General features: G+C 70.7%; 21 protein-coding genes. 10 read left to right on the forward strand and 11 right to left on the reverse strand.

The window, feature by feature from the left end; translation table 11 throughout:
* Window positions 1-45 precede the first annotated feature (45 nt).
* A complete protein-coding gene (locus ACFY3V_RS00525; protein WP_350948270.1) occupies window positions 46-333 on the forward strand; it encodes a type II toxin-antitoxin system Phd/YefM family antitoxin in 288 nt (95 codons plus the stop codon).
* Window positions 330-602: a type II toxin-antitoxin system RelE/ParE family toxin gene (locus ACFY3V_RS00530; RefSeq protein ID WP_362895134.1), complete on the forward strand. Its 273-nt coding sequence runs from the start codon at window positions 330-332 to the stop codon at window positions 600-602. The genes ACFY3V_RS00525 and ACFY3V_RS00530 overlap by 4 nt, the downstream gene beginning before the upstream one ends.
* 146 nt (window positions 603-748) lie before the next feature.
* Here ACFY3V_RS00530 and ACFY3V_RS00535 read toward each other — a convergent pair whose 3' ends face one another.
* From ACFY3V_RS00535 to ACFY3V_RS00560, 6 genes are all read right to left on the reverse strand, one after another.
* The gene (locus ACFY3V_RS00535; protein ID WP_389768606.1) at window positions 749-1,201 is read right to left on the reverse strand and encodes a helix-turn-helix domain-containing protein; all 453 of its coding nucleotides are present in this window, start codon (window positions 1,199-1,201) and stop codon (window positions 749-751) included.
* Between the two features lie 253 nt (window positions 1,202-1,454).
* A complete protein-coding gene (locus tag ACFY3V_RS00540; RefSeq protein ID WP_389768609.1) occupies window positions 1,455-2,348 on the reverse strand; it encodes a hypothetical protein in 894 nt (297 codons plus the stop codon).
* Between the two features lie 327 nt (window positions 2,349-2,675).
* Window positions 2,676-3,227, reverse strand: coding sequence for a hypothetical protein (locus tag ACFY3V_RS00545; protein ID WP_389768612.1), 552 nt, complete (start codon window positions 3,225-3,227; stop codon window positions 2,676-2,678).
* 85 nt (window positions 3,228-3,312) lie between these two features.
* Window positions 3,313-4,065 (reverse strand): lysophospholipid acyltransferase family protein, encoded by a 753-nt coding sequence (locus ACFY3V_RS00550; protein ID WP_389768615.1) that lies wholly within the window; start codon window positions 4,063-4,065, stop codon window positions 3,313-3,315.
* A gap of 76 nt (window positions 4,066-4,141) precedes the next feature.
* Entirely contained in the window at window positions 4,142-5,905 is a 1,764-nt protein-coding gene (locus ACFY3V_RS00555; RefSeq protein WP_362895142.1) for a thiamine pyrophosphate-binding protein, read from the reverse strand.
* On the reverse strand, window positions 5,902-6,675 hold the full coding sequence (locus ACFY3V_RS00560; RefSeq protein ID WP_362895144.1) for a cyclase family protein: 774 nt from the start codon (window positions 6,673-6,675) through the stop codon (window positions 5,902-5,904). The genes ACFY3V_RS00555 and ACFY3V_RS00560 overlap by 4 nt, the downstream gene beginning before the upstream one ends.
* 194 nt (window positions 6,676-6,869) lie before the next feature.
* Here ACFY3V_RS00560 and dhaK point away from each other — a divergent pair, with 194 nt between their 5' ends.
* From dhaK to ACFY3V_RS00575, 3 genes are all read left to right on the forward strand, one after another.
* Complete coding sequence (dhaK, locus tag ACFY3V_RS00565; protein WP_362895146.1) at window positions 6,870-7,862, forward strand: dihydroxyacetone kinase subunit DhaK; 993 nt, start codon at window positions 6,870-6,872, stop codon at window positions 7,860-7,862.
* Between the two features lie 158 nt (window positions 7,863-8,020).
* The gene (gene dhaL, locus ACFY3V_RS00570) at window positions 8,021-8,650 is read left to right on the forward strand and encodes a dihydroxyacetone kinase subunit DhaL (RefSeq protein ID WP_362895148.1); all 630 of its coding nucleotides are present in this window, start codon (window positions 8,021-8,023) and stop codon (window positions 8,648-8,650) included.
* Window positions 8,644-9,015, forward strand: coding sequence for a phosphoenolpyruvate--protein phosphotransferase (locus ACFY3V_RS00575; protein WP_362895150.1), 372 nt, complete (start codon window positions 8,644-8,646; stop codon window positions 9,013-9,015). Before dhaL ends, ACFY3V_RS00575 begins: the two co-directional genes overlap by 7 nt.
* 205 nt (window positions 9,016-9,220) lie before the next feature.
* Here the strand turns inward: ACFY3V_RS00575 and ACFY3V_RS00580 are convergent, their stop codons facing one another.
* The 3 genes from ACFY3V_RS00580 to ACFY3V_RS00590 form a co-directional block, all read right to left on the reverse strand.
* A complete protein-coding gene (locus tag ACFY3V_RS00580; RefSeq protein WP_350948259.1) occupies window positions 9,221-9,583 on the reverse strand; it encodes a hypothetical protein in 363 nt (120 codons plus the stop codon).
* 275 nt (window positions 9,584-9,858) lie between these two features.
* Window positions 9,859-11,214, reverse strand: a complete 1,356-nt coding sequence (locus tag ACFY3V_RS00585; protein WP_389768621.1) for a hypothetical protein — start codon at window positions 11,212-11,214, stop codon at window positions 9,859-9,861.
* Window positions 11,215-11,360: 146 nt separating this feature from the next.
* Entirely contained in the window at window positions 11,361-11,615 is a 255-nt protein-coding gene (locus tag ACFY3V_RS00590; protein WP_329093428.1) for a Smr/MutS family protein, read from the reverse strand.
* Window positions 11,616-12,013: 398 nt separating this feature from the next.
* Here ACFY3V_RS00590 and ACFY3V_RS00595 point away from each other — a divergent pair, with 398 nt between their 5' ends.
* Window positions 12,014-15,358, forward strand: a complete 3,345-nt coding sequence (locus ACFY3V_RS00595) for a S8 family serine peptidase (RefSeq protein ID WP_362895155.1) — start codon at window positions 12,014-12,016, stop codon at window positions 15,356-15,358.
* 240 nt (window positions 15,359-15,598) lie between these two features.
* Here ACFY3V_RS00595 and ACFY3V_RS00600 read toward each other — a convergent pair whose 3' ends face one another.
* Together ACFY3V_RS00600 and ACFY3V_RS00605 are read right to left on the reverse strand one after the other, a co-directional pair.
* Window positions 15,599-16,027: a CBS domain-containing protein gene (locus ACFY3V_RS00600; protein WP_362895157.1), complete on the reverse strand. Its 429-nt coding sequence runs from the start codon at window positions 16,025-16,027 to the stop codon at window positions 15,599-15,601.
* A 92-nt stretch (window positions 16,028-16,119) separates the two neighbouring features.
* Entirely contained in the window at window positions 16,120-17,319 is a 1,200-nt protein-coding gene (locus ACFY3V_RS00605; protein WP_389768626.1) for a PucR family transcriptional regulator, read from the reverse strand.
* A gap of 183 nt (window positions 17,320-17,502) precedes the next feature.
* On the opposite strand from ACFY3V_RS00605, the gene ACFY3V_RS00610 reads away from it, so the two are divergent.
* From ACFY3V_RS00610 to ACFY3V_RS00625, 4 genes are read left to right on the forward strand one after another with little or no spacing between them, the layout of a single operon-like run.
* Complete coding sequence (locus ACFY3V_RS00610; protein ID WP_389768629.1) at window positions 17,503-18,330, forward strand: ABC transporter ATP-binding protein; 828 nt, start codon at window positions 17,503-17,505, stop codon at window positions 18,328-18,330.
* The gene (locus ACFY3V_RS00615) at window positions 18,327-19,286 is read left to right on the forward strand and encodes an ABC transporter ATP-binding protein (RefSeq protein WP_389768632.1); all 960 of its coding nucleotides are present in this window, start codon (window positions 18,327-18,329) and stop codon (window positions 19,284-19,286) included. The genes ACFY3V_RS00610 and ACFY3V_RS00615 overlap by 4 nt, the downstream gene beginning before the upstream one ends.
* Complete coding sequence (locus ACFY3V_RS00620) at window positions 19,283-20,173, forward strand: branched-chain amino acid ABC transporter permease (protein WP_362766613.1); 891 nt, start codon at window positions 19,283-19,285, stop codon at window positions 20,171-20,173. The genes ACFY3V_RS00615 and ACFY3V_RS00620 overlap by 4 nt, the downstream gene beginning before the upstream one ends.
* Window positions 20,166-21,326, forward strand: coding sequence for a branched-chain amino acid ABC transporter permease (locus ACFY3V_RS00625; protein WP_389768635.1), 1,161 nt, complete (start codon window positions 20,166-20,168; stop codon window positions 21,324-21,326). The genes ACFY3V_RS00620 and ACFY3V_RS00625 overlap by 8 nt, the downstream gene beginning before the upstream one ends.
* The last annotated feature ends 4 nt before the right edge of the window (window positions 21,327-21,330 follow it).

The following is a 21,330-nucleotide window of genomic DNA, read 5'->3' on the forward strand; positions in this document are numbered from 1 at the left end:
CCGGATTTTGGCCAGTATTCCAGCCAAAGAGATACCATGGGCTCCATGGAGATCATCCCGATCAGCGAAGCGAAGGACCGGTTGACCGAGTTGGCCGACCGGGCCGCTCGTGAGCACGATCACTTCACGCTCACCCGGAACGGGCGACCCCATGCCGTCATCGTGTCCGTGGCCGAGTGGGAGTCCCTGCAGGAGACGCTGGAAATCCTCGCTGACCCTGAAATGCGGGCCGACCTGGTCGAGGCCGCTGCCGCCGAAGCACGCGGCGACGTGACCACCGAGGAGGAGATGGCCGCCGTCATGGCCGCCCGCCTTGGCAAGGCGAGCGCGTGAGCGACCGATACACCGTCCTGCTGGATCCGCCTGCCCGCCGCGCACTCGCCTCGGGCCTGCCCGAGACCGTGGCGTCCGCAGCCTGGGAATTGATCACCGGCGCCATCGCACGCGAGCCCTGGCGTGTCGGCAAACCCCTCCAAGAGCCGTACGAAGGGCTGCATGTCGCCCGACGCGGAACGTATCGCCTGGTCTATCGCATCGACGAGGACAAGCGCACTGTGACGATCCAGACGATCAAACATCGCCGAGACGCCTACCGCCCATAAAGGCGGGCCGACCGCCGCCGGTACCGGTTGACCACCGGACGGCGGGTCGCGGCCACACATGAGCCGACATCAGATCCATCAGTGAAAACGGGAACAACACGTTGGTGTCAACGAAGACCCGCGCCATCGGCGCACTCCCAGGGCGGTCAATAAGGCAGATCAGCCTCTTCGGCGACATCCATGATCCTGCGACGGCCTTCCGCGCGCCGCTCGCGACGAGCCTGGAACTCCAGGACATCCGCGAGGCGCACCAGACGATGACGGCTGTCCGGCAGACGTTGCGAGGGGATCTCGCCCTCGTCGAGCAGCCGTACGACGAAGGGACGTGACAGCCCCAACAGCTCTGCGGCCTCGTTCGGAGTCAGCCGGGTCTCCACCGGCAGCGCCAGAACGGCATTCCCCTTCGCGAGGTCGTGCGCCGCCGCCACCAGCAGGTTCACCAATGATCTGGGCAACTCGATGTCGGTACCGTCGGGTCCTCGCAGCACCAGTGACGCCTTCGCCGCGGCCGCGGTCGTCTCCAGACGGGCAAGGAGTTCGCGGTCACCGCCACCTGCCTCAACGCGTGTCGCGCCAGCCAGAACACCGGTGCGAGGCATGCCCACCTCCAACTCAAGGAATATCTGCAATAAGTGTAACCCGGAGGATCGGAACACGCCAGCATCGGAAGCATGTGCACGACTTCGCCGCCCAGCGGTGATGCCCGGGTCTCCGGTCGGAGACCCGGGCATCACCGTTCTGAGCCGCCTGTCACCGGAACCGGGGCCGTCACGTCGTGACGGACGGCCCCGGTTCCACGGCGCGGCCACGCGGGTCAGGGCCGCGTGGCGGCCGCGCCCGTTTCCTGCTCGCTCAGGGAGTGGGGGTCGGGGTCGGGGTCGGGGTTCCCTCCGTCACGGTGGGGGTCGGCTCTGGAGTGGGGGCGGGCGGCGGCTCCTCCGTGGGCGGCGGGGTCTCGGTGGGAGGCAGCGGGGACTCCGTCGGCGGGAACGGGGTATCCGTGGGAGGCGGGGTGGGAGGCAGCGGGGTTTCCACGGGCGGCGTGGGGGTCGCGACCGGCGGCGTGGGGCAGATGGCGGGCTTGTGCCACCTGCTGCCCGGCCGCCACTCGTTGATGGACCACCAGCCGCCACCGCGCCAGAACTTCTTGTGAGGCCGCGTCAGGCCGAAGACGTAGGCGGCCGTCGCCGTCTCGCCGGAGGTCGTCGCGGTCACCGAGACCCAGTCGCCCTGCCTGAGCACGTTGTCCCGTCGCCCCGAGAGGGACTTGGTGGTGTCGGCGATCGTGTACACCCGCTCGAAGCCGTCCTGGCTCTTGACGGTGATCGAGTCTTCCGCCAGAGCGGTCGCCTCGCCGGTCTGGGCGAACACGGTGAAGCCGCAGCCGTCCTTCGCCGGTAGGACGAACTCGCCGTGCAGCGTGCCGGGGAACGCCACCGGGGGTACCCGGGGCGGCGTCGTGGTGGTGGGAGTCGGTGTCGGCGTCGGTGTCTCGGTCGAGGGCGGGGGAATCGGTGTCGGGCTCAGCGGGGGTGTCTCGCTCACCGTCACACTGGGGGTCGGCGTCGGTGATTCCGTCGGTGCGGGCGGCGGCGATGCCGCTGACGCCGGGGAGGCCCCGACGCCGCCCGACGCCACCAGCACGACGGCGGTGGCGATGACCATCGGGCGGGGGATGCGCCGTGGTGGTCCGCCCGGTCCGCTCGACGACACCGCGTTGGGCCTGTCGGGATTTGTTAGCGTCACCTTGTCCTCCATCTGGTTTGATCCGGAACCAGCGGGGGCGTCGAAGTCGAAGGGGTGCTCTCACGCCCGCCGCCGAGACCGAGGACCACCGCCCGGCCGTGGTCCTCCATCGAGGGGCGCGGGGAAGACTTCCCGCTTCCGGAGCAGCCATGCAGACGCAACAGATGACGGGCCGTCGAAACCGAAACTTTCGCCAGCTCACCGCCACATTTCGCGAATTACAACAAATTTCCCTCAGGGCCTGCAAACGTGCCTCGGGCCGTCTCGCGTGCCCTTCTCTGATCATCGCGAAGTGCGTGAACCGGGACGCGTCTCGGCGAGGACGGTTCAGGAGTAGGCGGCGACCATGCCGACGACGAGACCGGCGAGTGAGACGAGCGTGAGGACGCAGCCGAGGACCACCGCGGCGCGCCTGCCGCGACGCACCTTGAGAACGTAGAGGAACACGTACGGCAGGAAGCCCAGCACACCGACGCCGAGAAACGGCATGGTCAGCGCGGCGAGGACGCCCGAGGTGCCGGTCCGGACGGCACGGTCGCCCTCGGGGGTGAGCTGGGCGCGCCTGACGTCTCCCGCGGTGGAGTCGGGTGAGGCGTCGACCGGGACGGCGTCTCCGCCGCCGTCGGGCGCGAAGCTGCCCTTGCAGTCGTAACGGCCCCGGCCCAGTTCCTCGCACGAGACGACCGTGAGCGTGCCGGGAACGCCGACGGAACCCGTCGCGAGCTTGAGGCCGGGCACCGCGAACACGAAGGGCAGCACACCCAGACCCGTCCAGAGGATCAGCAGGATGGTCATGCCGATCTTCCCCGGCGTTCTTCCCGGACCGGGGGTCGGCACCGGCTGGAAGACGTTCGCCACGTCCTCGAAGGCGTTACTCATGGGGACAGGATGCGACACGCCACTTGCGAACCACCTGTTGGTGACTTGAGGTCAACGCTCACGATGCCGCCCCTGATCGAGGGCCTCAGGAGATGCCCCCGGTCGCCTTGGCCTCGGCCTCGGCGGCGTCCAGCTTCGCGGCCTCCTCAGGAGTGGGCGCGGTGCCGCCGAGGTGGCGTGGCTGCCACCAGACGCCCCGCGGGATCTCCGGGTAGCTCCGCTGCGCCGCATCGAGCATCTCGGACATACGCTCGCGCAGGTCGGCGGTGACCTTGTCGTAGTCGTCACCGCGCTGGGGATGCATGGGCTCGCCGACCCGGATCGTGATCGGCACGTGCCGCTGGAGCAGTTTCCTGGGGTGGCCCTTGGTCCACAGCCGCTGGGTGCCCCACAGGGAGACGGGGATCATCGGCACCTTGGCGGCGACGGCCATCCGGACCGCGCCGTTCTTGATCTCCTTGACCGTGAAGGACCTGCTGATCGTGGCCTCGGCGAACACGCCGACGACCTCGCCGCCCCTGAGCGCCTTCAGCGCCGCGCCGAACGCGGCGGCCCCGGCCGCGCGGTCGACCGGGATGTGGTGCATGCCGCGCATCAGCGGCCCCGAGATCCGGTGGTCGAACACCTCCTTCTTCGCCATGAAACGCACCAGGCGCCCGGCGGGCCGCGCGGCCCAGCCGGCGAAGATGAAGTCGAGATAGCTGATGTGATTGCTGACCAGCACGGCTCCGCCGGTCTTCGGGATGCGGTCGGCGCCCTCAACGCTGATCTTGAGGTCCAGCGCGCGGAACAAGGTCAACGCCGCCCCGATGACCGGGGGGTACACGATCTCAGCCATGGCTGAACCGTACCTCAGCCACCCCCTCCCTCCGACCTCCCCGTCCTCCCCGGGCGCGCTCGTGCGGGGAGGGACCTCAGTGCCCCCGGAACGCCTCCTCCAGCCACCACGCCCCCCGTGCCCGGCTGACCCGGGCGTGGATCATCAGGGGCCGGTCGCGGGCCCCCTCCAGCCACCGGGCCACCGCGGTGAGATCGGCCCGGTCCCGTACGGTCACCGCCTCGCAGCCGAAGCCCCTGGCGACGGCGGCGATGTCGGCGGGCGGGAAGGTCACGGTGTCCAGGGGGTGCCCGTCCGGGCCGAAGTGGTGCACCTCCGCGCCGTAACCGTCGTCGTCGTACACGACGATCACCATCGGAAGGCCGAGCCGTACGACCGTCTCCAGTTCGGCGACGCCCATCAGGGCGCCCCCGTCGCCCAGCGCGGCCACCGGGAGCCGGTCGGGCTGGGCGAGGGCCGCGCCGATCGCGGTGGCGAGGCCGAGTCCGATCGACTGGAACGCCTGCGTGAAGCAGAACCCTCGCTCGTCAGGGACATCGAGGAACATCGACGGATATCCCATGAAATTTCCGGAGTCGATGGAGACAACACGTTCCTCGGGAAGGAGGTCGTCCAGCTCGATGGTGAGCGTTCGTGGGTCGATCCTGCCGTCGCCGCTCTCGTCGACGTAGGGCACGTCCCGCCAGCGGTTCTCCCCCGCGATCCGCGCTGCCAGCTCCGTCGATCGGTAACCGGCTCCGTCACCGTCCGGGACGCTCTCACCGAGCAGGCGGACGGCGGCGCGCGCGGTGCGGGCGACGTCGCCGACCACCCCGAGATGGATGGGCCGGTGGGCGCCGAGCGCGGCGTCGTCCAGGTCGACCTGGACGACGGTGGTGTCGCGGCCGATCAGCGTGCCGTGGCGCATGGTCCACATGTTGAGCGCGCATCCCCAGCCCACGAGCACGTCGGCGTCGCGGATGAGCTCGGCCGTGAGCGGCGAGGCGAAGCCGCCGCTCACGTCCAGGTCCCACGGACTGCCCCTGAAAAGTCCCCTCGCCACTGCGGAGGTGGCGAGCAGCGCCCCGGTCCGCCCGGCGAGCTCCTCGATCTCGCGCCGGGCCCCGCGTGCGCCCCGCCCCGCGACGAAGACGGGACGGCGCGCCGCCGCGAGGATCTCCACCAGCCGGGCGACCTCCTCGGCTCCCGGCTCCGGTGCCGGGGTGCCCTCCCCGGCCTCCGGTGATCGAACGACCTCCCCGACCTCCGGCGGCCGACCCCTCTCTTCTGCCCCCGTCGGGACGATCCGCCCGGCTCCCCCTGCCTCGATGTCCGTGCCGTCCGCGAGGGCCGCCGCGACCTGCGCGCCCGCGGCGGGGACGGTCAGCCCCTGGACCTGCAGCGGAAGGTTGAGCAGGACCGTACGACGCCCGTCGCGAGCGGTGCGGAACGCCTCGGCCGTGTCGGCGGCGGCGGTCTCCGCCGACCCGATCCGCAGCGGTACGGCGCCCACGGCCTCCGCCAGCGCGGTCTGGTCGACGAAGAAGTTCGAGCGGGGCTCGCTCACCTCTCCGGCCAGCACGACGAGCGGGGTGCGGCTCTTGGCGGCCTCGGCGATGCCGGTCATCGCGTTGGTGAGTCCCGGCCCCTGGTGGACGCTGAGCACGGCGACCCCGCCGCTGAGGCGGGCGTAGGCGTCGGCCATGGTCGCCGCACCGCCCTCGTGGCGCGCGGCGACGTAGCGCACGCCGTGCGCGACCAGCGCGTTGGTCACGTGGAAGTTGCCGCTGCCCACCACCCCGAAGGCGGTGTCCACTCCGAGTGAGGCGAGGGTCCGTCCCACGACCTCGGCGACGTTCACCTCTCGACCAGGGCCAGCACGCGCAGCGGGCTGCCCGAGCCTCCGACGATGGGCAGCGGTGGCGCGACGACCACGGCGCCGGTCACCGGGAGCCGGTCGAGGTTGCGCAGCTGGGTCAGCCCGTACTTCCCCGCGCCCAGCAGAAACGAGTGACACGGGAAGGCGGGGTCGAAGCCGTGCGCGGCGCCCGCGTCGGTGCCCACGGTCTCCACGCCCAGCCCGGCGATCGAGGTCTCCTCGGCCAGCCACCGGGCGCACTCGACCGAGACACCCGGCGTGTGCGGGCCCGTCTCGTTCGCGTTCAGGAAACGCTCCTGGTCGTGGGAGTAGGCGTCCCAGCCGGTGCGGTAGAGCAGCCATCCCCCCTCGGGCAGCGGCCCGTTGACCTGCTCCCACGCCTTGACGTGCGCGATCTCCAGCAGGAAGTCGGGATCCTCGGCCGCCTCCGCGGCGAAGTCGAGCACCACGGCCGGGGCGATCAGCCGCTCGACCGGCACCCGCGAGACGTCCTCGCCGTCCTTGCCGGTGACCCAGTGAACGGGCGCGTCGAAATGGGTGCCGGTGTGCTCGCCGGTCACGATGTCGTTCCAGTACCACGCGGGGCCACGATCGTCGTAGTGGCTGATCTCCTTGAGCGTGAACGGGACGGTGTTGCCGAACGGCTCCGGCAGCCTCAGGATCGGCGTCTCCGACGACAGCGGCGCCGTCAGGTCGATCACCTCGATCCCGCCGCTCCGGATGCTCTCCACCAGGTTCCGCAACACCGACATGACGCCTCCAACAGGGATGAGATCTGGGCAGATCCTCCTACACCGCCACCTCGGACCGCCAGCTTCGCGTACGCGCGCCGGACCTCCGGGATGCGTACCGGTCTGCTCGCCGCTTCGGGATTCGAGCCCGCGCGGGAGCGGGCCTCCACGGCCGGTGCTTGCCATCGCCTGCGAACAGGGCGAGGTTGGGAGTTGTGAAAAAGCTCATCAACGATGTCGAGTCAGTCGTTCCCGATGCGCTGCGCGGCCTCGCGGCGGCCCATCCCGGGCTCCGGGTGGACGTGGACAACCAGATCGTGTTCCGGGCCTCGGGGCCCCGCCCCGGCAAGGTGGGCCTGGTGTCCGGCGGTGGTTCGGGGCACGAACCACTGCACGCCGGATTCGTGGGGTACGGCATGCTCGACGCGGCCTGCGCCGGTGAGATCTTCACCTCTCCCGTACCCGACCAGATGATCGAGGCCACCACGGCGGTGGACGGCGGGGCGGGAGTCCTGCACATCGTGAAGAACTACACGGGCGACGTGCTGAACTTCCAGATGGCGGCCGAGCTGAGCGGCGAGGAGGGGGTGCGGGTGGAGAGCGTGCTGGTCGACGACGACGTGGCCGTACGCGACTCCCTCTACACGGCGGGGCGCAGGGGCACCGGCGCCACCCTGTTCGTCGAGAAGATCGCCGGGGCGCTCGCCGAGGCCGGCGCGCCGCTGCCCGAGGTCGCGCGGGTGGCCAGGGAGGTCAACGCCCGCAGCCGTTCCTTCGGGGTCGCGCTGAGCCCCTGCACCACGCCCGCGGCGGGCAGGCCCACCTTCGACCTCTCCGACACCGAGATCGAGCTGGGCATCGGTATCCACGGCGAGCCCGGCAGGACGCGCTCGGCCATGCGCCCGGCCCGCGAACTGGTCCACCTCGCGATGGACGCGATCCACGAGGACCTGCCGATCTCCGGCGACACCCTCGTCATGGTGAACGGCATGGGCGGCACGCCGCTGATCGAGCTGTACATCGCCTACGCGGCCGTCGTGGAACACCTGGCGGAGAAGGGCGCGCGGGCGGCGCGCAACCTCGTCGGCAACTACGTGACGAGCCTCGACATGCAGGGGTTCTCGATCACGGTCTGCCGGTTGAACGAGGAGCTCACCCGGCTCTGGGACGCCCCCGTCGAGACCTCCGCCCTGCGCTGGGGCCGCTGATGACCGCTGACTCGGGGCCTGACTCGGACGCCGACACGGGCCCCGACACGCCCGCCGGAACACAGGCCGACACGGATAGGGGGACGGACACCGGGGCACACACCTGCACGAACACTGACACGACCACCAACACGAACCGAGCCGAGATGAGCACCGCGATGGACACCGCCTTTTTCGCCGCCTGGATCGAGGAGATCGCCAGGGTCGTCGCCGCGGAGAAGGAGTGGCTGACCGGTCTGGACGCCGCGATCGGCGACGCCGACCACGGGGCCAATCTCGACCGGGGGTTCACCGCTGTCACCGGGGCGCTCGCGGCCAAGGGACCCGATACCCCGGGATCGCTGCTGGTGCTGGTGGGCAACACCTTGATCCGCAAGGTCGGCGGGGCGTCCGGCCCCCTGTACGGCACGGCGTTCCGCGAGGCGGGCAGGACGCTGGGCGACACCCCCGAGGTGTCCCTCGCGCAACTCCACACCGCCCTGGAGGCCGGGCTCGCCGGGGTGCGGAAGCTGGGCTCGGCCGCCGAGGGCGACAAGACCATGGTGGACGCCCTCGCCCCGGCCGTACGGGCACTGGAGCAGGCCGTACGGGACGGCAAGGACCCGGCGGAGGCGATCGGCGCCGCGTCGGAGGCGGCACGCACCGGAGCCGAGGCGACGATCCCGATGCAGGCCCGCAAGGGGCGGGCGAGCTATCTCGGGCCGCGCAGCGTGGGCCACCAGGACCCCGGCGCCGCCTCCACCGCACTCGTCGTCTCCGCCCTGCACACGGTGGCGACGTCGTGGTAGGCATCGTCCTCATCTCGCACAGCGGCCCGCTGGCGGCCGAGGTGGCACTGCTCGCCTCACAGATCGGCGGCGCGAACGTGCCGCTCGCCGCCGCGGGCGGCAGCGAGGACGGCGGTCTCGGGACCAGTCCCGACCTGGTGGCGGCGGCGATCGAGGAGGTGGACCGGGGGGACGGGGTGATCCTCATCCCCGACCTGGGAAGCTCGGTGCTCACCGCCCGGCTCTTCGCCGACGAGCGCGTGGTGATCGCCGACGTGCCGTTCGTCGAGGGGACCATCTCGGCCGTCGTGTCGGCGGGCATCGGCTCCTCGCTGGACGTCGTGCTCGCGGCGGCCGAGGAGGCGCGGACCATCCGCAAGCTCTGACGCGGAAAACCCCGCCCTCCGCGGGGGAGAGCGGGGTCCGGCGTACCCGCGAGGCCGGACGGTGCGGGCCGAGGCTCCGGCGCATGACACGGAGGTGCCGCGCGAGCCGAGGCCCGGCGTACGCGCGAAGGTGCTGTGCCGAGACTCCGGCGTACGCGCGGAGGTACGGCGCCGAAGCTCCGGCGCATGGCGCGCGGAGGCGAGGTCAGCGCGTGGCGAGCAGGCCCTCCAGCAGGCCGAGGACGGCCTGGATCGGAGGGGGCGTGGTCCCGAACTCCACGTCGGTCCCGCTGACGGAGTCCATCACGCTGACCGAGCTCTGCGGCAGACCCCAGCGCTCACCGCCGTCGTGACCCACGCCGACCTCGATACCGGCGAAGGTGACGTACTCCCAGTTCTTGAGGTCCCTCCTGAGCGCCTCGTGACCGCGTGCCGTGGCCCACTCGGCGACGGCCACGAGGATGCCGCCGAGCGTGTTCTCGCGCTCCTTCAGGTCTCCGGACTGGAGTTCCTCGATCTGACGGTCCAGCTCGGCGCGCTGGGCGAGGAGTGCGTTGAGGTCGCTCATGGGGGGCCTTTCGGGGAGGTGAGAGGTATGCGGGCGGGAGCGCCGGACTCTTTTGGGAAGGTCGTGCACGAGAGAACCGGGCCCGCACCCGGGCAGAACCCCGCCGCGATCCACGAGCTGCTGGAGGCTGCGCCGATCATCGGAGAGGACATTGCCGTCATGCGTCACATAATGGTGCCGTATGAGCCCACTCGGCGTCGATCTATCCCGGTGGAATCCTCATGCTCAGAAACCTCGGGCATCGAGGTATGCCCCTGGCGGCGGCGTCGCGCCGGTCAGGGTACGGCGTCCCGGGCGCGGGCGGTGAGGTCGAGATACTCCTCACGGCCCAGCGTACGGGCCTCGAAGCCGAGTCCGTACCGCGTGGCGAAGCGGTGCGCCTCCTCCGCCGGCCACGGCCCCGGCAGGTGGCGTACGGGCCTTCCCACACCGTCCATCACGAAGAGCCCGGACAGCCTCTCGTGGCGGTAGGTCATCAGGCCGCCGACACAGCGGGATTCAGGCCCGATCTCCATGTCGTCGGGGACCATCCGCGGACCGAGCCGGACGCGCAGCGTCGTCCCGCCCCGGACCGAGAGGTACGGTCCGCCGGGTGGCCCGAGCGCGGCGCCGCGCCGGGTGCGCCAGGTGTGCCACGCCTGGCGCGCGGGTTTGAAGACGACGACCAGGGGGGCGAAGAAGACCGCCAGCCACTTGGCGTCCAGCAGGTCCAGCATCATCCCGCCCAGCGCGGACACCCCCCGCCACGCGAGCCAGCCACCCGCCGTGACGACGTAGGCCATCACGAACAACCCGGCCACTCCCGCGCCGGCCGCGACGGCCTTCTTGGCCCTGGACATCCGTGGAACCTCCAGGCCGGCGAGACGCGTCCATCCGGGAGCCCGCCTGCTCAGCGCGGCGCGCACCCCTTTCGACGATGTCTTCAGGGCGTCGTGCACGGGGAGTTTCCGCCCGGCCGCGAAGACGGCCACCTCGTGGACCGGCCAGTCGCCGGGAAGGTCGGCGAGCACCAGCCCGTCGGCGTCGAGCACGGCGAGCCCGGTGAGAGAGCGCCGCTCCTCCTTGCCGGAGACGATCACCCGGCGCTCGTACCGGTAGTGGTACAGGGAGGCGGGCGCGAGCCGCAGCGAGCGTCCGGCCGCCGGATCCTTCGCGACCAGCGTCGGGCCGTCCCAGCTGAGCGCGGTCGCCGGACAGGGGGTGCCCTCCAGCGCACCCTCGCGCGGCCTGATCTCGCCGGACACCTCGTCGTACGGCCGGAGCCTGAGCGCCACCTTCCCGGGAGAGTGGTCGCCACGCACCGGAAGCCCCGCGTGCTCCGTGGTGTGCCACCGCGGCGCCCGGTTCTCAAGGTCGGCGCGCCCCTCGAACTCCGTGGCGTAGCCCCGGTACTCGAAGGTCAACCCGGTGTCCTCGGCGAACTCCTCCACCAGGTGGCGATGTCTGGCCCCCGGGGAGTCGAGCACGACCCTCCCGGCGGTGTCGCGGACCGTGATCCCGTAGACGACCCCGCTCTCGCGGGGAAGGCGGTACAGGACCAGGCCGGCCGCGCGTTCCTCGCCGGTGAGCGGCAACCGGATCGGATGGCGGCCCGGCACGTCGACGACGAGACAGCCGTCGTCCACCCTCATCTCACACCCGCCTCCGGCGAGCACCCGCGTCGCGCCTATCGCTACCCCCGTCTCCCCCGCCCCGAAAATTCTCCTTTTTCCAGAAGCGACGGATAAAGCGAACATAAAGTTCCCGAACGGAGAGACGTCACCGGGCCGGAAAGCGCCTACTTGTAGCGGAAGTAGACGAAGAGGCGACCGTGGTTCTTGGCGTCCTTGTCGATGCGGTGGTAGAGGGCCTTGATCTCCTTCTGCTCCAGGAAGCGCAGGACCTTCTTCTTCAGCTGGCCCGAGCCCTTGCCGGGGATGATCTCGACCTCGGTGGCCTTCTTCCTGATGGCCTCGTCGATGATGCCCCGCAGCGCCTTGTCGATCTCTCCACCCTTGTTGTAGAGGGGATGTAGATCAAGCTTGAGCTTCAACCGAGCCTCCCGTGTGTCAGGTGCGGCCAGTTTACGCGCGACGGAACATCCTCCTCGGGGTGGTCGTGTCCTCCCCCGGCCACGGGACACGCGGGCTCGGGGACACGAGGCACACGGGCACGGAGGCGCCCGAACTGCGGAGGTATGCGAACACCGCCGAGTCTGCAAGCAAATTTGACCAATTCCGGGGATTATTGTGTCAATTTAACGATCTAGGCAAACAAATGACCTCTAGTTAGGCTCCCTGTCATGATCGGCCGCCCCTGCCGGGTGGCCGAGCACGTGTCACCCGACGGGGAGGGTCGGCGCCCTCCCCGGCATGCCGTGCCCCAGGCATGCCAGGTGGCCTCCCCTCCCTGCCGCGTGATCTGTTCATGCGTGCCTACAGGGAGGTCTCGTTGACCAGAAGGCCCTACTCACCGAGGATCAGACGCGTGGCGGTGCTCGCCGCCGGCGTCGGGCTCGTCGCGGCGATGGCGCCGCCGGCGAGCGCGGATCCCACCCCCACCCCCACGCCGTCCGCCAAATGGACGGCGACTCCCCTGACCGGGGGTGAGCCGATCCAGGGCGCGAAGTCCCCCACCGGCAAACTCGCCCAAAGTGATGAGGGGCTACTGAAGTCGACCTCGGCCGCCACGGTCAGCGTGATGGTCAAGCTCGACTACGACTCTTTCGCCGCCTATCAGGGTGGCCTCGCGGGACTTCCCGCGACGAGTCCGGCGAAGACCGGAAAGGCTCTTGACATCAAGAGCAACGACGCGAAGAAATACCAGCGACACATCGAGGACGTCGAGAACACCTTCCTCGCCGAACTCGCCAGGAACGTGCCAGGCGCCAAGGCGGGCCAGAAGCTGCGGACCGTCTACGGCGGTATCGCGCTGCGCATTCCCGCCAACAAGGCGGCCTCGCTGCTGAAGCTGCCCGGCGTGGCGGCCGTCCAGGAGGACAAGCCCGAGCAGCTGCTCACCGACTCCAGCCCCGCGTTCATCGGAGCGCCCACGATCTACAACAAGCTGGGCGGCAGCTCCTCCTCGGGCAAGGGCGTCATTGTCGGCATCCTGGACTCCGGCGCCTGGCCCGAGCACCCCCAGTTCGCCGACCCCGGCACGTTGCCCGCCGCACCGGCGACCAAGGACGGCACACCGCGCACCTGTAACTTCGGCGACAACCCGCTCACCCCGGCGGCCGACCCGTTCGTCTGCAACCGGAAGCTCATCGGTGGCGCCCCGTTCCTGGAGACCTACAACGCGAACGTCGGCGGTGAGACCTTCCCCGACAGCGCCCGCGACTCCAACGGCCACGGCACCCACACCGCGACGACCTCGGCGGGCGGGCCGGTGGCCGACGCGAACCCGCTCGGCATCAGCCGGGGCCCGATCCACGGCATCGCCCCGGCGGCGCACGTGTCGGTCTACAAGGTCTGTGGTGAGGCCGGCTGCTATCCCTCCGACTCCGCCCAGGCGGTCGGCCGGGCCATCCTCGACGGCGTCCGCGTGATCAACTTCTCGATCTCCGGCGGCACCTCCCCCTACAGCGACCCGGTGGAGCTGGCCTTCCTCGACGCGTACTCGGCGGGCGTCCTCGTCTCGGCCTCGGCGGGCAACGCCGGCCCCGGCGCGGCGACCGTCAACCACGTCAGCCCGTGGGTGACCACGGTGGCGGCCTCCACGCAGACCAGGACCTTCCAGTCGACGATCACGCTGTCGGGTTCCGGCGGCGCGACGGCCACGGTGAAGGGCGCCTCCATCACCCCGGGCATCGCCTCCGCGCTGCCGGTGGTGCGGGCCTCGGCCCCGCCGTACTCCAACGCGCTCTGCACCACGCCCGCACCTCCGGGTCTGTTCACCGGGAAGATCGTCCTTTGTGAGCGCGGCCCCGACCGTGTCCTGAAGGGCTTCAGCGTCCGGCAGGGCGGCGCGGCCGGCATGATCCTGTACAACTCCTCCCCGCTCGACGTGATGACGGACAACCACTGGCTCCCCACCGTCCACATCGACAAGCCCGAGGGGGACGCACTGCTGGCGTTCCTGTCGGCCAACCCCGGCGCGACGGCCTCGTTCACCCAGGGCACCAAGACCACCTGGCAGGGCGACGCGATCACCACCTTCTCCTCGCGCGGCCCCGGTGGCGACTTCCTCAAGCCGGACGTCACCGCTCCCGGCCTGCACATCCTGGCCGGGCAGACACCGGTGCTGGAGAGTCCGGCCGGTGGCCCGCAGGGCAACCTCTACCAGGCCATCTCGGGCACCTCGATGTCGTCGCCGCACGTCGCGGGCTCCGCGGCCCTGCTCTTCGCGCTGCATCCGACCTGGACTCCCGGCCAGGTGAAGTCCGCGCTGGAGACGACGGCGAAGACCTCGGTCACCAAGCAGGACCGCGTCACCCCGGCCGACCCGTTCGACACCGGCGGCGGGCGCGTCGACCTGACCAAGGCCGGCGACCCCGGCCTGACCCTGGACGAGACGGGCGAGAACTTCGCCGCCTCGGCCGACGACCCGCTGAACCGCATCGACCTGAACCTGCCGTCGGTGAACGCCCCGATCATGCCGGGTCTCATCACCGCCAAGCGGACGTTCACCAACGTCACGAACTCGACGCTCACCTTCACCGCGACGGGCACGACGGTGAACGGCGCGAACATCACCGTGCTGCCGCCGCTGTTCAGCGTGAAGGCGGGCAAGAGCGTCAAGCTCAGCGTGGTGATCACCGCGCCGGACCTGCCGGAGGGCCAGTACTTCGGCCAGGTGAACCTCAAGCAGGTGGGCGGCTCGCGCAACCTGCACCTGCCGGTCGCGTTCGTCCGCAAGCAGGGCGCGGTCCCGGTGGAGCAGACCTGCGCACCGGCCACCATCCCGCGCAACACCGGCGAGTCCACCTGCACGGTGACCGTGCGGAACGACACCCTTGAGAACGCCGAGGTCACAGCGCTCAGCACGCTGGACGGAAAGCTGCGGCTGAACTCGGTGACCGGCGCCACCAAGATCGGTACCCAGATCGCGACGACGAAGACCACCCTCGCGGGCAGGCAGCCGGACAGGCCGGGCATCGCCCCGGGCACCGGTCCCGCCCCGTACCTGCCGCTCGACGCCTTCGGCATCGCGCCGGTACCGATCGGCGACGAGCAGGCGATCAACTTCACCGTGCCCTCGTTCCAGTACGCGGGCCAGACCTACAACAGGATCGGCATCGTCTCCAACGGCTACACGATCGCCGGGGGAAGCTCGGGCTCGGCCGACGTCTCGTTCGAACCGCAGACCCTGCCCGACCCCACGACCCCGAACAACGTGCTCGCCACCTACTGGACCGACCTGGACGGCACCGGCGCGCCCGGCATCTACGCCGGCACGCTGACCGACGGCGTCAACGACTGGCTCGTCATCGAATGGCGGGTCAACCTCTACGGCACGAGCAACCTCAAGGTCTTCCAGCAGTGGATCGGCCTGAACGGGACCGAGGACATCACCTACACCTACGACCCGGGCAACCTGCCCGGTGATCCTCCCGCCGGCTACGGCCTGACCGTGGGCGCCGAGAACGCCGACGGCACCGCAGGTGGCCAGATCACCGGCCCGCCGGCCACGGACCTCCGGGTGTCCAGCACACCCGGCGCCCCCGGCGGCAGCCTGAGCTACACGATGAAGATCAAGGGCGTCAGTGCCGGGACCGGGACGGTGACGACGGGCACGTCGACACCGCAGGTCAAGGGACTGACGATCGAGGTGGACAAGATAACCGTGCAGTAGCGAGAACGTGATGGGCCCGGCGCGACGCGCCGGGCCCATCCGGGCTTCCTGGGAGGGTCGCGGCGGGCCGGGCTCACGGATCCAGGCTCGGGAAAGGGCGGGTCGAGCTCACGAACCCAGGCTCGGGAAAACGGTCCCTCCGGGCGACACGGGCTCAGCGGGCCTCGCCTCGGGAACCCGGTCCCGAGGGCTCGAACTCAGGGGTCGAACCCTCGAAACCCGGGTTCGGAGACCTCCGGCTCAGCGGTGGAGGTAGTCGACCAGGTGGGCCTTCTCGGTCTCCAGCGCCTCGATGGCGCTCTTGACCACGTCACCGATGCTCACGATCCCCGCCAGCCGGCCCGCGCTCACGACCGGCACGTGCCGGATACGGTGCGTGGTCATGGTCTGGCGGAGTCCGTCGACGTTGTCGTCCGGCGAGCAGGTGCGGACCTCGGCCGTCATGATGGAGGACACCGGGTCCTCCAGCACGGCGGCGCCCCGGTCGTGCAGTCGCCGCACCACGTCGCGCTCGGAGACGATGCCCGCGATGGACGAGCCGTCCTCGGACACCACCACGGCGCCGATGTTCTTCTCGGCCAGAACGGCCAGGAACGCGGCGACCGTCGAATCCGGGCGGACGGTCGCCACCTCCGTGCCCTTGCCTTGAAGAATCGTACCGATCAGCATTGGCATCACCTCGGTTCAGCCTGGCGCGAGTATTCCTACCTTTGCCCTCTTGTGCCACACGCTAAGCACGCAGGAGAGCAAAGTATCGACCGTCAGGTGACGGGCAGCAACCGCACCGCGTCGAGGGCGAGGGTGAGCTCCACGATGTCGAGCGGGCGGGCGAGCGAGCGGCCGGTGAGCTGCTCGATTCGGCGGATGCGGTTGAAAACCGTGTTGCGGTGGCAGTACAGCCGCCCGGCGGCGCGCATGGCCGAGCCCTCGCATCGCAGCCACGCCTCCAGGGTCCCGAGGAGCACCTCCCTGTCGGCCGGGTCGAGAGCGAGGATGGGCCGTAATACGGCACCGCTGAGGTGACCCGCGAGTTCGGGCTGGCTGACCACCAGCGCGGCGGGCAGTCTGTCCTCCAGTCTGGCGATCTCCGGGCCTTCGCCCACGCAGGTCCGCAGGGCCAGTTCGGCGAGCCGCCTGGCGCGGCCCAGCTCGGCCAGTCCCTCGACGACCGGGCTGATCCCGGCGCATCCGGTGACGTACGGGCGAAGCTCTCCGGCGAGGTCGTCCATGTCCGCGTCGCGCAGCAACACGACCGACACCTCGTAGTCGGGGCGCATCCGCCACAGCAGCCGCATCACGCCCAAGGTGGTCGGCCGCGGGGTGTCGTTGCCGTGGTCGTGGCGGCCGGGCAGCCGGGTGATGACGACGGCGTACCGGCCCAGTTCGGGCAGGTCGAGCGCGGCGGCGGCGCTGCGGACGAGGCCGGCGTCGGCCCGGTCCTCAAGGAGCGCATCGAGCAGGGCCTGGACCCTCTCGGCTGTGCGGCCGAACAACTCGGACTCCCGCCTTCGGTATGCCTCGGCGGCGGCGATCGCCTGCCGGTCGGTGGCGTGCCACACCTTCGTGGCGCTGCGGATCAGGACAGGCAGGCTGTCCGACTCCTCCTCGGTGACCACGTCGATGAGACCGTCCCACATCACCTGCGCGGAGAGCCGGTAGCTGCGCAGCAGGGAGTCCATGGGCAGTCCCTGCTCAGCCCTGCGCCGGGCGGTCCTCTCCGCCTGCGGCACGTCGCACCGTTCGGAGCGGGGCAGCAGGATGGCGCCGATACCGTCCCGCATCGCCTCGTAGACGCTCTGCCAGTGGTCGTCGGTGGGAACCATCCGCCGGTACGCCTCGTCGGTGTCACGGATCCTGGCGACGAGCTCGTCGGTGAGCTCGGGAAGTCTCAGCAACAGCCTGCGGGCGGCCAGGCGCATGACCCTGCGTACTTCGTCGTCCGTAACCGGCCGGGTCCCCATCTGGGGATCGTGACAGCAAAACACCTTGCCGAACAAGGTTCTGTTCTGTTTCGTGACCCGGAGTTGTGCACACGCACAACCGGGCCCCGTCCCGCATGGGCGTCCGCCCCGACTTCACCCCGCCCTCTGGACGCCGGTGAAGCGTCTCGGTTGGGTGCGTTCATCGGCTGTCAGGAGGCACACATGGACGTGCACGCCCCTCGCCCTCCCGGGGACTCCGGGCTGGCCGTCAGGGATCTGGCGGTGGACTACGGCCCGGTCCCGGCCCTGCGGGGTGTCTCGCTGAGCGTCCCGCGCGGTTCGGTCGTCGCGGTGCTCGGCGGCAACGGCGCGGGGAAGTCGACCCTGCTGCGCGCCGTTTCCGGCACCCTCGGCTTCCACCGGGGCGGCATCACCGCGGGCGAGGTCGGGTTCGGCGGCACACGGCTGTCCGGCGCCGCCACCTCGGCCATCGTGGCGGGGGGCGTCGTCCAGGTACCCGAAGGGCGCAAGGTCTTCGCGCGGATGACGGTCGAGGAGAACCTGCGGGCCGGCGCCCTCGGCACACCCGACCGGCGGTCGGCGGCCGAGGCGAGGGAGAGGGTGCTCACGCTCTTCCCCGTGCTGGCCAGGCGCGCCGGACAACGCGCGGGTCTGCTGTCCGGCGGGGAGCAGCAGATGCTCGCCATCGGCCGCGCGCTGATGGCCAGGCCCAGGATGCTGCTGCTCGACGAGCCCACCCTCGGTCTCGCGCCGCTGATGGCCGCCAGGATCGCCGAGACCGTCCGCGAGATCAACGCCGACGGCACCACCGTGCTCCTGGTGGAGCAGAACGCCGCGATGGCCCTGTCCCTGGCCTCGTACGCCTACGTGCTGGAGGTCGGCGAGGTGGTGCTGTCGGGGCCGGCCGCGGAACTCGCCGCGAGCGACGAGGTGCGCCGTCGCTACCTTGGCATCGAGGACACCTCCCCGGTCACGGCACGTGGGACGCGGAAGGCGGCTCGGCCCGCGCTGGCGAGGTGGTCGGCGTGAGCGACACATACCAACCGGATGGTACGGCCCCTTCCATTCCCCGGCTCGACGTGCGTGACGTGACCGTGCGGTTCGCCGGGCTCACCGCGCTGGACGCGGTCGGCTTCACCGTCGAGCCCGGCAGCCTCCACGCGGTGATCGGGCCCAACGGGGCGGGAAAGTCGACCTTCTTCAACGTCCTGTCGGGCGTCTACCGGGCCGCCTCGGGCAGCGTGCGGTTCGGCGACGCTGAACTGACCTCCCTGGCCCCGCACCGTGTCGCCGCCCTGGGCGTGGCGCGCACCTTCCAGAACATCGCCCTGTCGCCGCGCCTGTCGGTAAGGGACAACCTCATGCTCGGCCGCCACCGGCTGACCCGCGCCGGGTTCCTCTCGGCCGGGTTGCGACTGCCGGCGGCCCGGCGCGAGGCGGCCGAGCACGGCGAGCGGGTGGCCGAGATCGCCTCGTTCGTCGGGCTCTCCGAACGACTGGCCACGCCCGCCGGACTGCTGCCGTACGGCGTGCAGAAGCGCGTGGAGCTGGCACGGGCCCTGTGCATGGAACCCCGGCTGCTGCTGCTGGACGAGCCGGTCGCCGGCATGAACGGCGGCGAGCGCCGCGACATGGCCGAGTTGATCATCGCGGTACGGGAGAGCCTCGGCATCTCGATCCTGCTGGTCGAGCACGACATGGGGATCGTCATGCGGCTCGCCGACGCGGTGACGGTCCTGGACTTCGGCAGGCGCATCGCGGACGGGTCTCCCCGCGAGGTGCAGAACGATCCGGAGGTGGTCCGCGCCTACCTGGGCGCGGCGGTGGAAAGCACCGTGGTCGAGAGCGCGACCGCGGTGCTTCCCACCGCCGAGGACACCCCCGAGAGAAACACGACCGTCGAGAACGCGAGCGCGGAGAACACGACGGGCAAGGACACGAACGCCGGAAGCGCGGCGGGCGGGGACGGGGAGGTCGCTCCGTGATCACTTTTCTCGAACTCCTGGTGAACGGGATCTCCGTCGGAGCCGTGTACGCGTTGATCGCCCTGGGCTTCGTCATCATCTTCAAGGCGACCGAGGTGGTGAACTTCGCGCACGCCTCGCTACTGCTGGTCGGCGGCTTCATCGTGGCCGGAACGCACCCGTCGGTGGGCTTCTGGACCGCCCTGCTGCTGGGCGTCGCCGGTGCGGCCGTCGTGGGCGCCCTCATCGAGTTCCTGGTCATCCGCAGGGCGAACACCGCCTCGCACAGCGTGCTGGCGATCGTGACGATCGGTGTCGACATCGTGCTGACGACCGAGCTGACCAGGCGGATCGGCACCGACGTGCTCGCCATGGGCGACCCTTGGCGCGACCGGGTGCTGCACCTGGGTGACGTCAGCGTCGCCCAGACCCGGGTGGTCGCGCTGGCCGTCGCGGCGGCCCTGATCACCGCGTTCCTGCTGGCGTTCAAGCACACGAACTGGGGCATCGCCATGCGCGCCACCGCGGAGGACGCGGAGACCGCCGCGCTGATGGGCGTGCGGCGCGGGCGGGTCTCGATGGGAGCCTGGGCGGTCGCCGGGGCCCTCGCCGCCGTCGCGGCGCTCTTCCTGTGCGTCTTCCCGACCCCGGGGCTGGACCGCGGCACCGCCTTCGCGGCGATGAAGGCGTTCCCCGCGGCGATCCTGGGCGGCCTCGACTCCACCACGGGAGCGCTGGCCGGAGGACTGATCATCGGTGTCACCGAGGCCATGATGAGCGGCTACCAGAACGACCTCGCCTTCCTCGGCCGGGGCATCGGCGACGTCGCGCCGTTCCTCGTGATGATCGTGGTCCTGCTCATCCGCCCCGCGGGACTGTTCGGGACGAGGGAGCCGGCACGTGTCTAGGAAGATCATCCTCTCCTGCGCCGCACTGGCCGTGGTGGCGGTCGCCGTACCGTTCTACCTGGAGGGCTTCTGGCTGCAGACCGGACTTTTCGCGATGTCGGCGGCGATCGGGGCGATCGGTGTCAACCTGCTGACCGGTGCCACCGGCCAGCTGTCCATGGGACACGCCTTCTTCCTCGCGGTCGGCGCGTACGCCTACGTCTACCTCGCCTCCGAGCCGGAGGGCGGCGCACACGCCCTCGGCGGCCTGGGCCTGCCCACACCCGTGGCGGCGTTGCTCGCGGTGCTCGCGGCGGGCGTCGCGGGCGGCGTGTTCAGCCCCATCGCGGGACGCCTGAAAGGCGCCTACCTCGGCATCGCCACCCTCGCGCTGATCTTCGTCGGCCAGCACGTGCTGTTCAACGCCGAACCCGTGACGGGCGGGTACAACGGGCGCCCGGTACCACCGATGGAGCTGTTCGGGTTCGTGTTCGCCGACACCCCCGAACTGGTAGTCGCGCGAGTGCCCTTCGGTTCGCTGGAGCGGCTGTGGTTCCTGGGCCTGGTCCTGCTGACCGGCGCGGCGCTGTTCGCCCGAGGGGTGCTGCGCGGCCGTCCCGGGAGGGCCATGAACACCATCCGCGACCATGAGATCGCGGCCGGGGTGATGGGCGTGCCCGTGGCCCGCTACCGCGCCGGGGTGTTCGTGCTCTCGTCGATGTACGGGGGGCTGGCCGGGGTCCTGCTCGCGCTGATCTTCCAGCGCACCGTACCCGACTACTTCGGCCTGCTGCTCTCCCTCGACTACCTTGCGATGATCGTCATCGGTGGACTCGGCTCCGTCGCGGGCGCGGTGATCGGCGCGTTCTTCGTCTCGATGCTCCCCCAGCTGCTCAGCCGCTACAGCGACGCCCTGCCGCTGGTGGCCGAGCCGGGCTCCGGCGGAGTCTCGCCCGCGGAGGCGGCCCGCGTCCTGTACGGCGCCGCCGTCGTCGTCATCGTCCTCTTCCTGCCCGGCGGCCTGCTCGGCCTCGCCGGACGCCTGCGCCCGGCCGCCGGTCGGCGGCTCGCCCCCGCCCCCGCTTCCCCCGCTCCCACTTCCCCGGCTCCCGCGGCGACGAAGGCCCCGCCATCGCCGCCGCCATCCCCCGACTCCCCCGACACAAGGAACTGATGAC

It is taken from the genome of Streptosporangium sp. NPDC000095, assembly GCF_042899335.1.
GTDB lineage: Bacteria > Actinomycetota > Actinomycetes > Streptosporangiales > Streptosporangiaceae > Streptosporangium.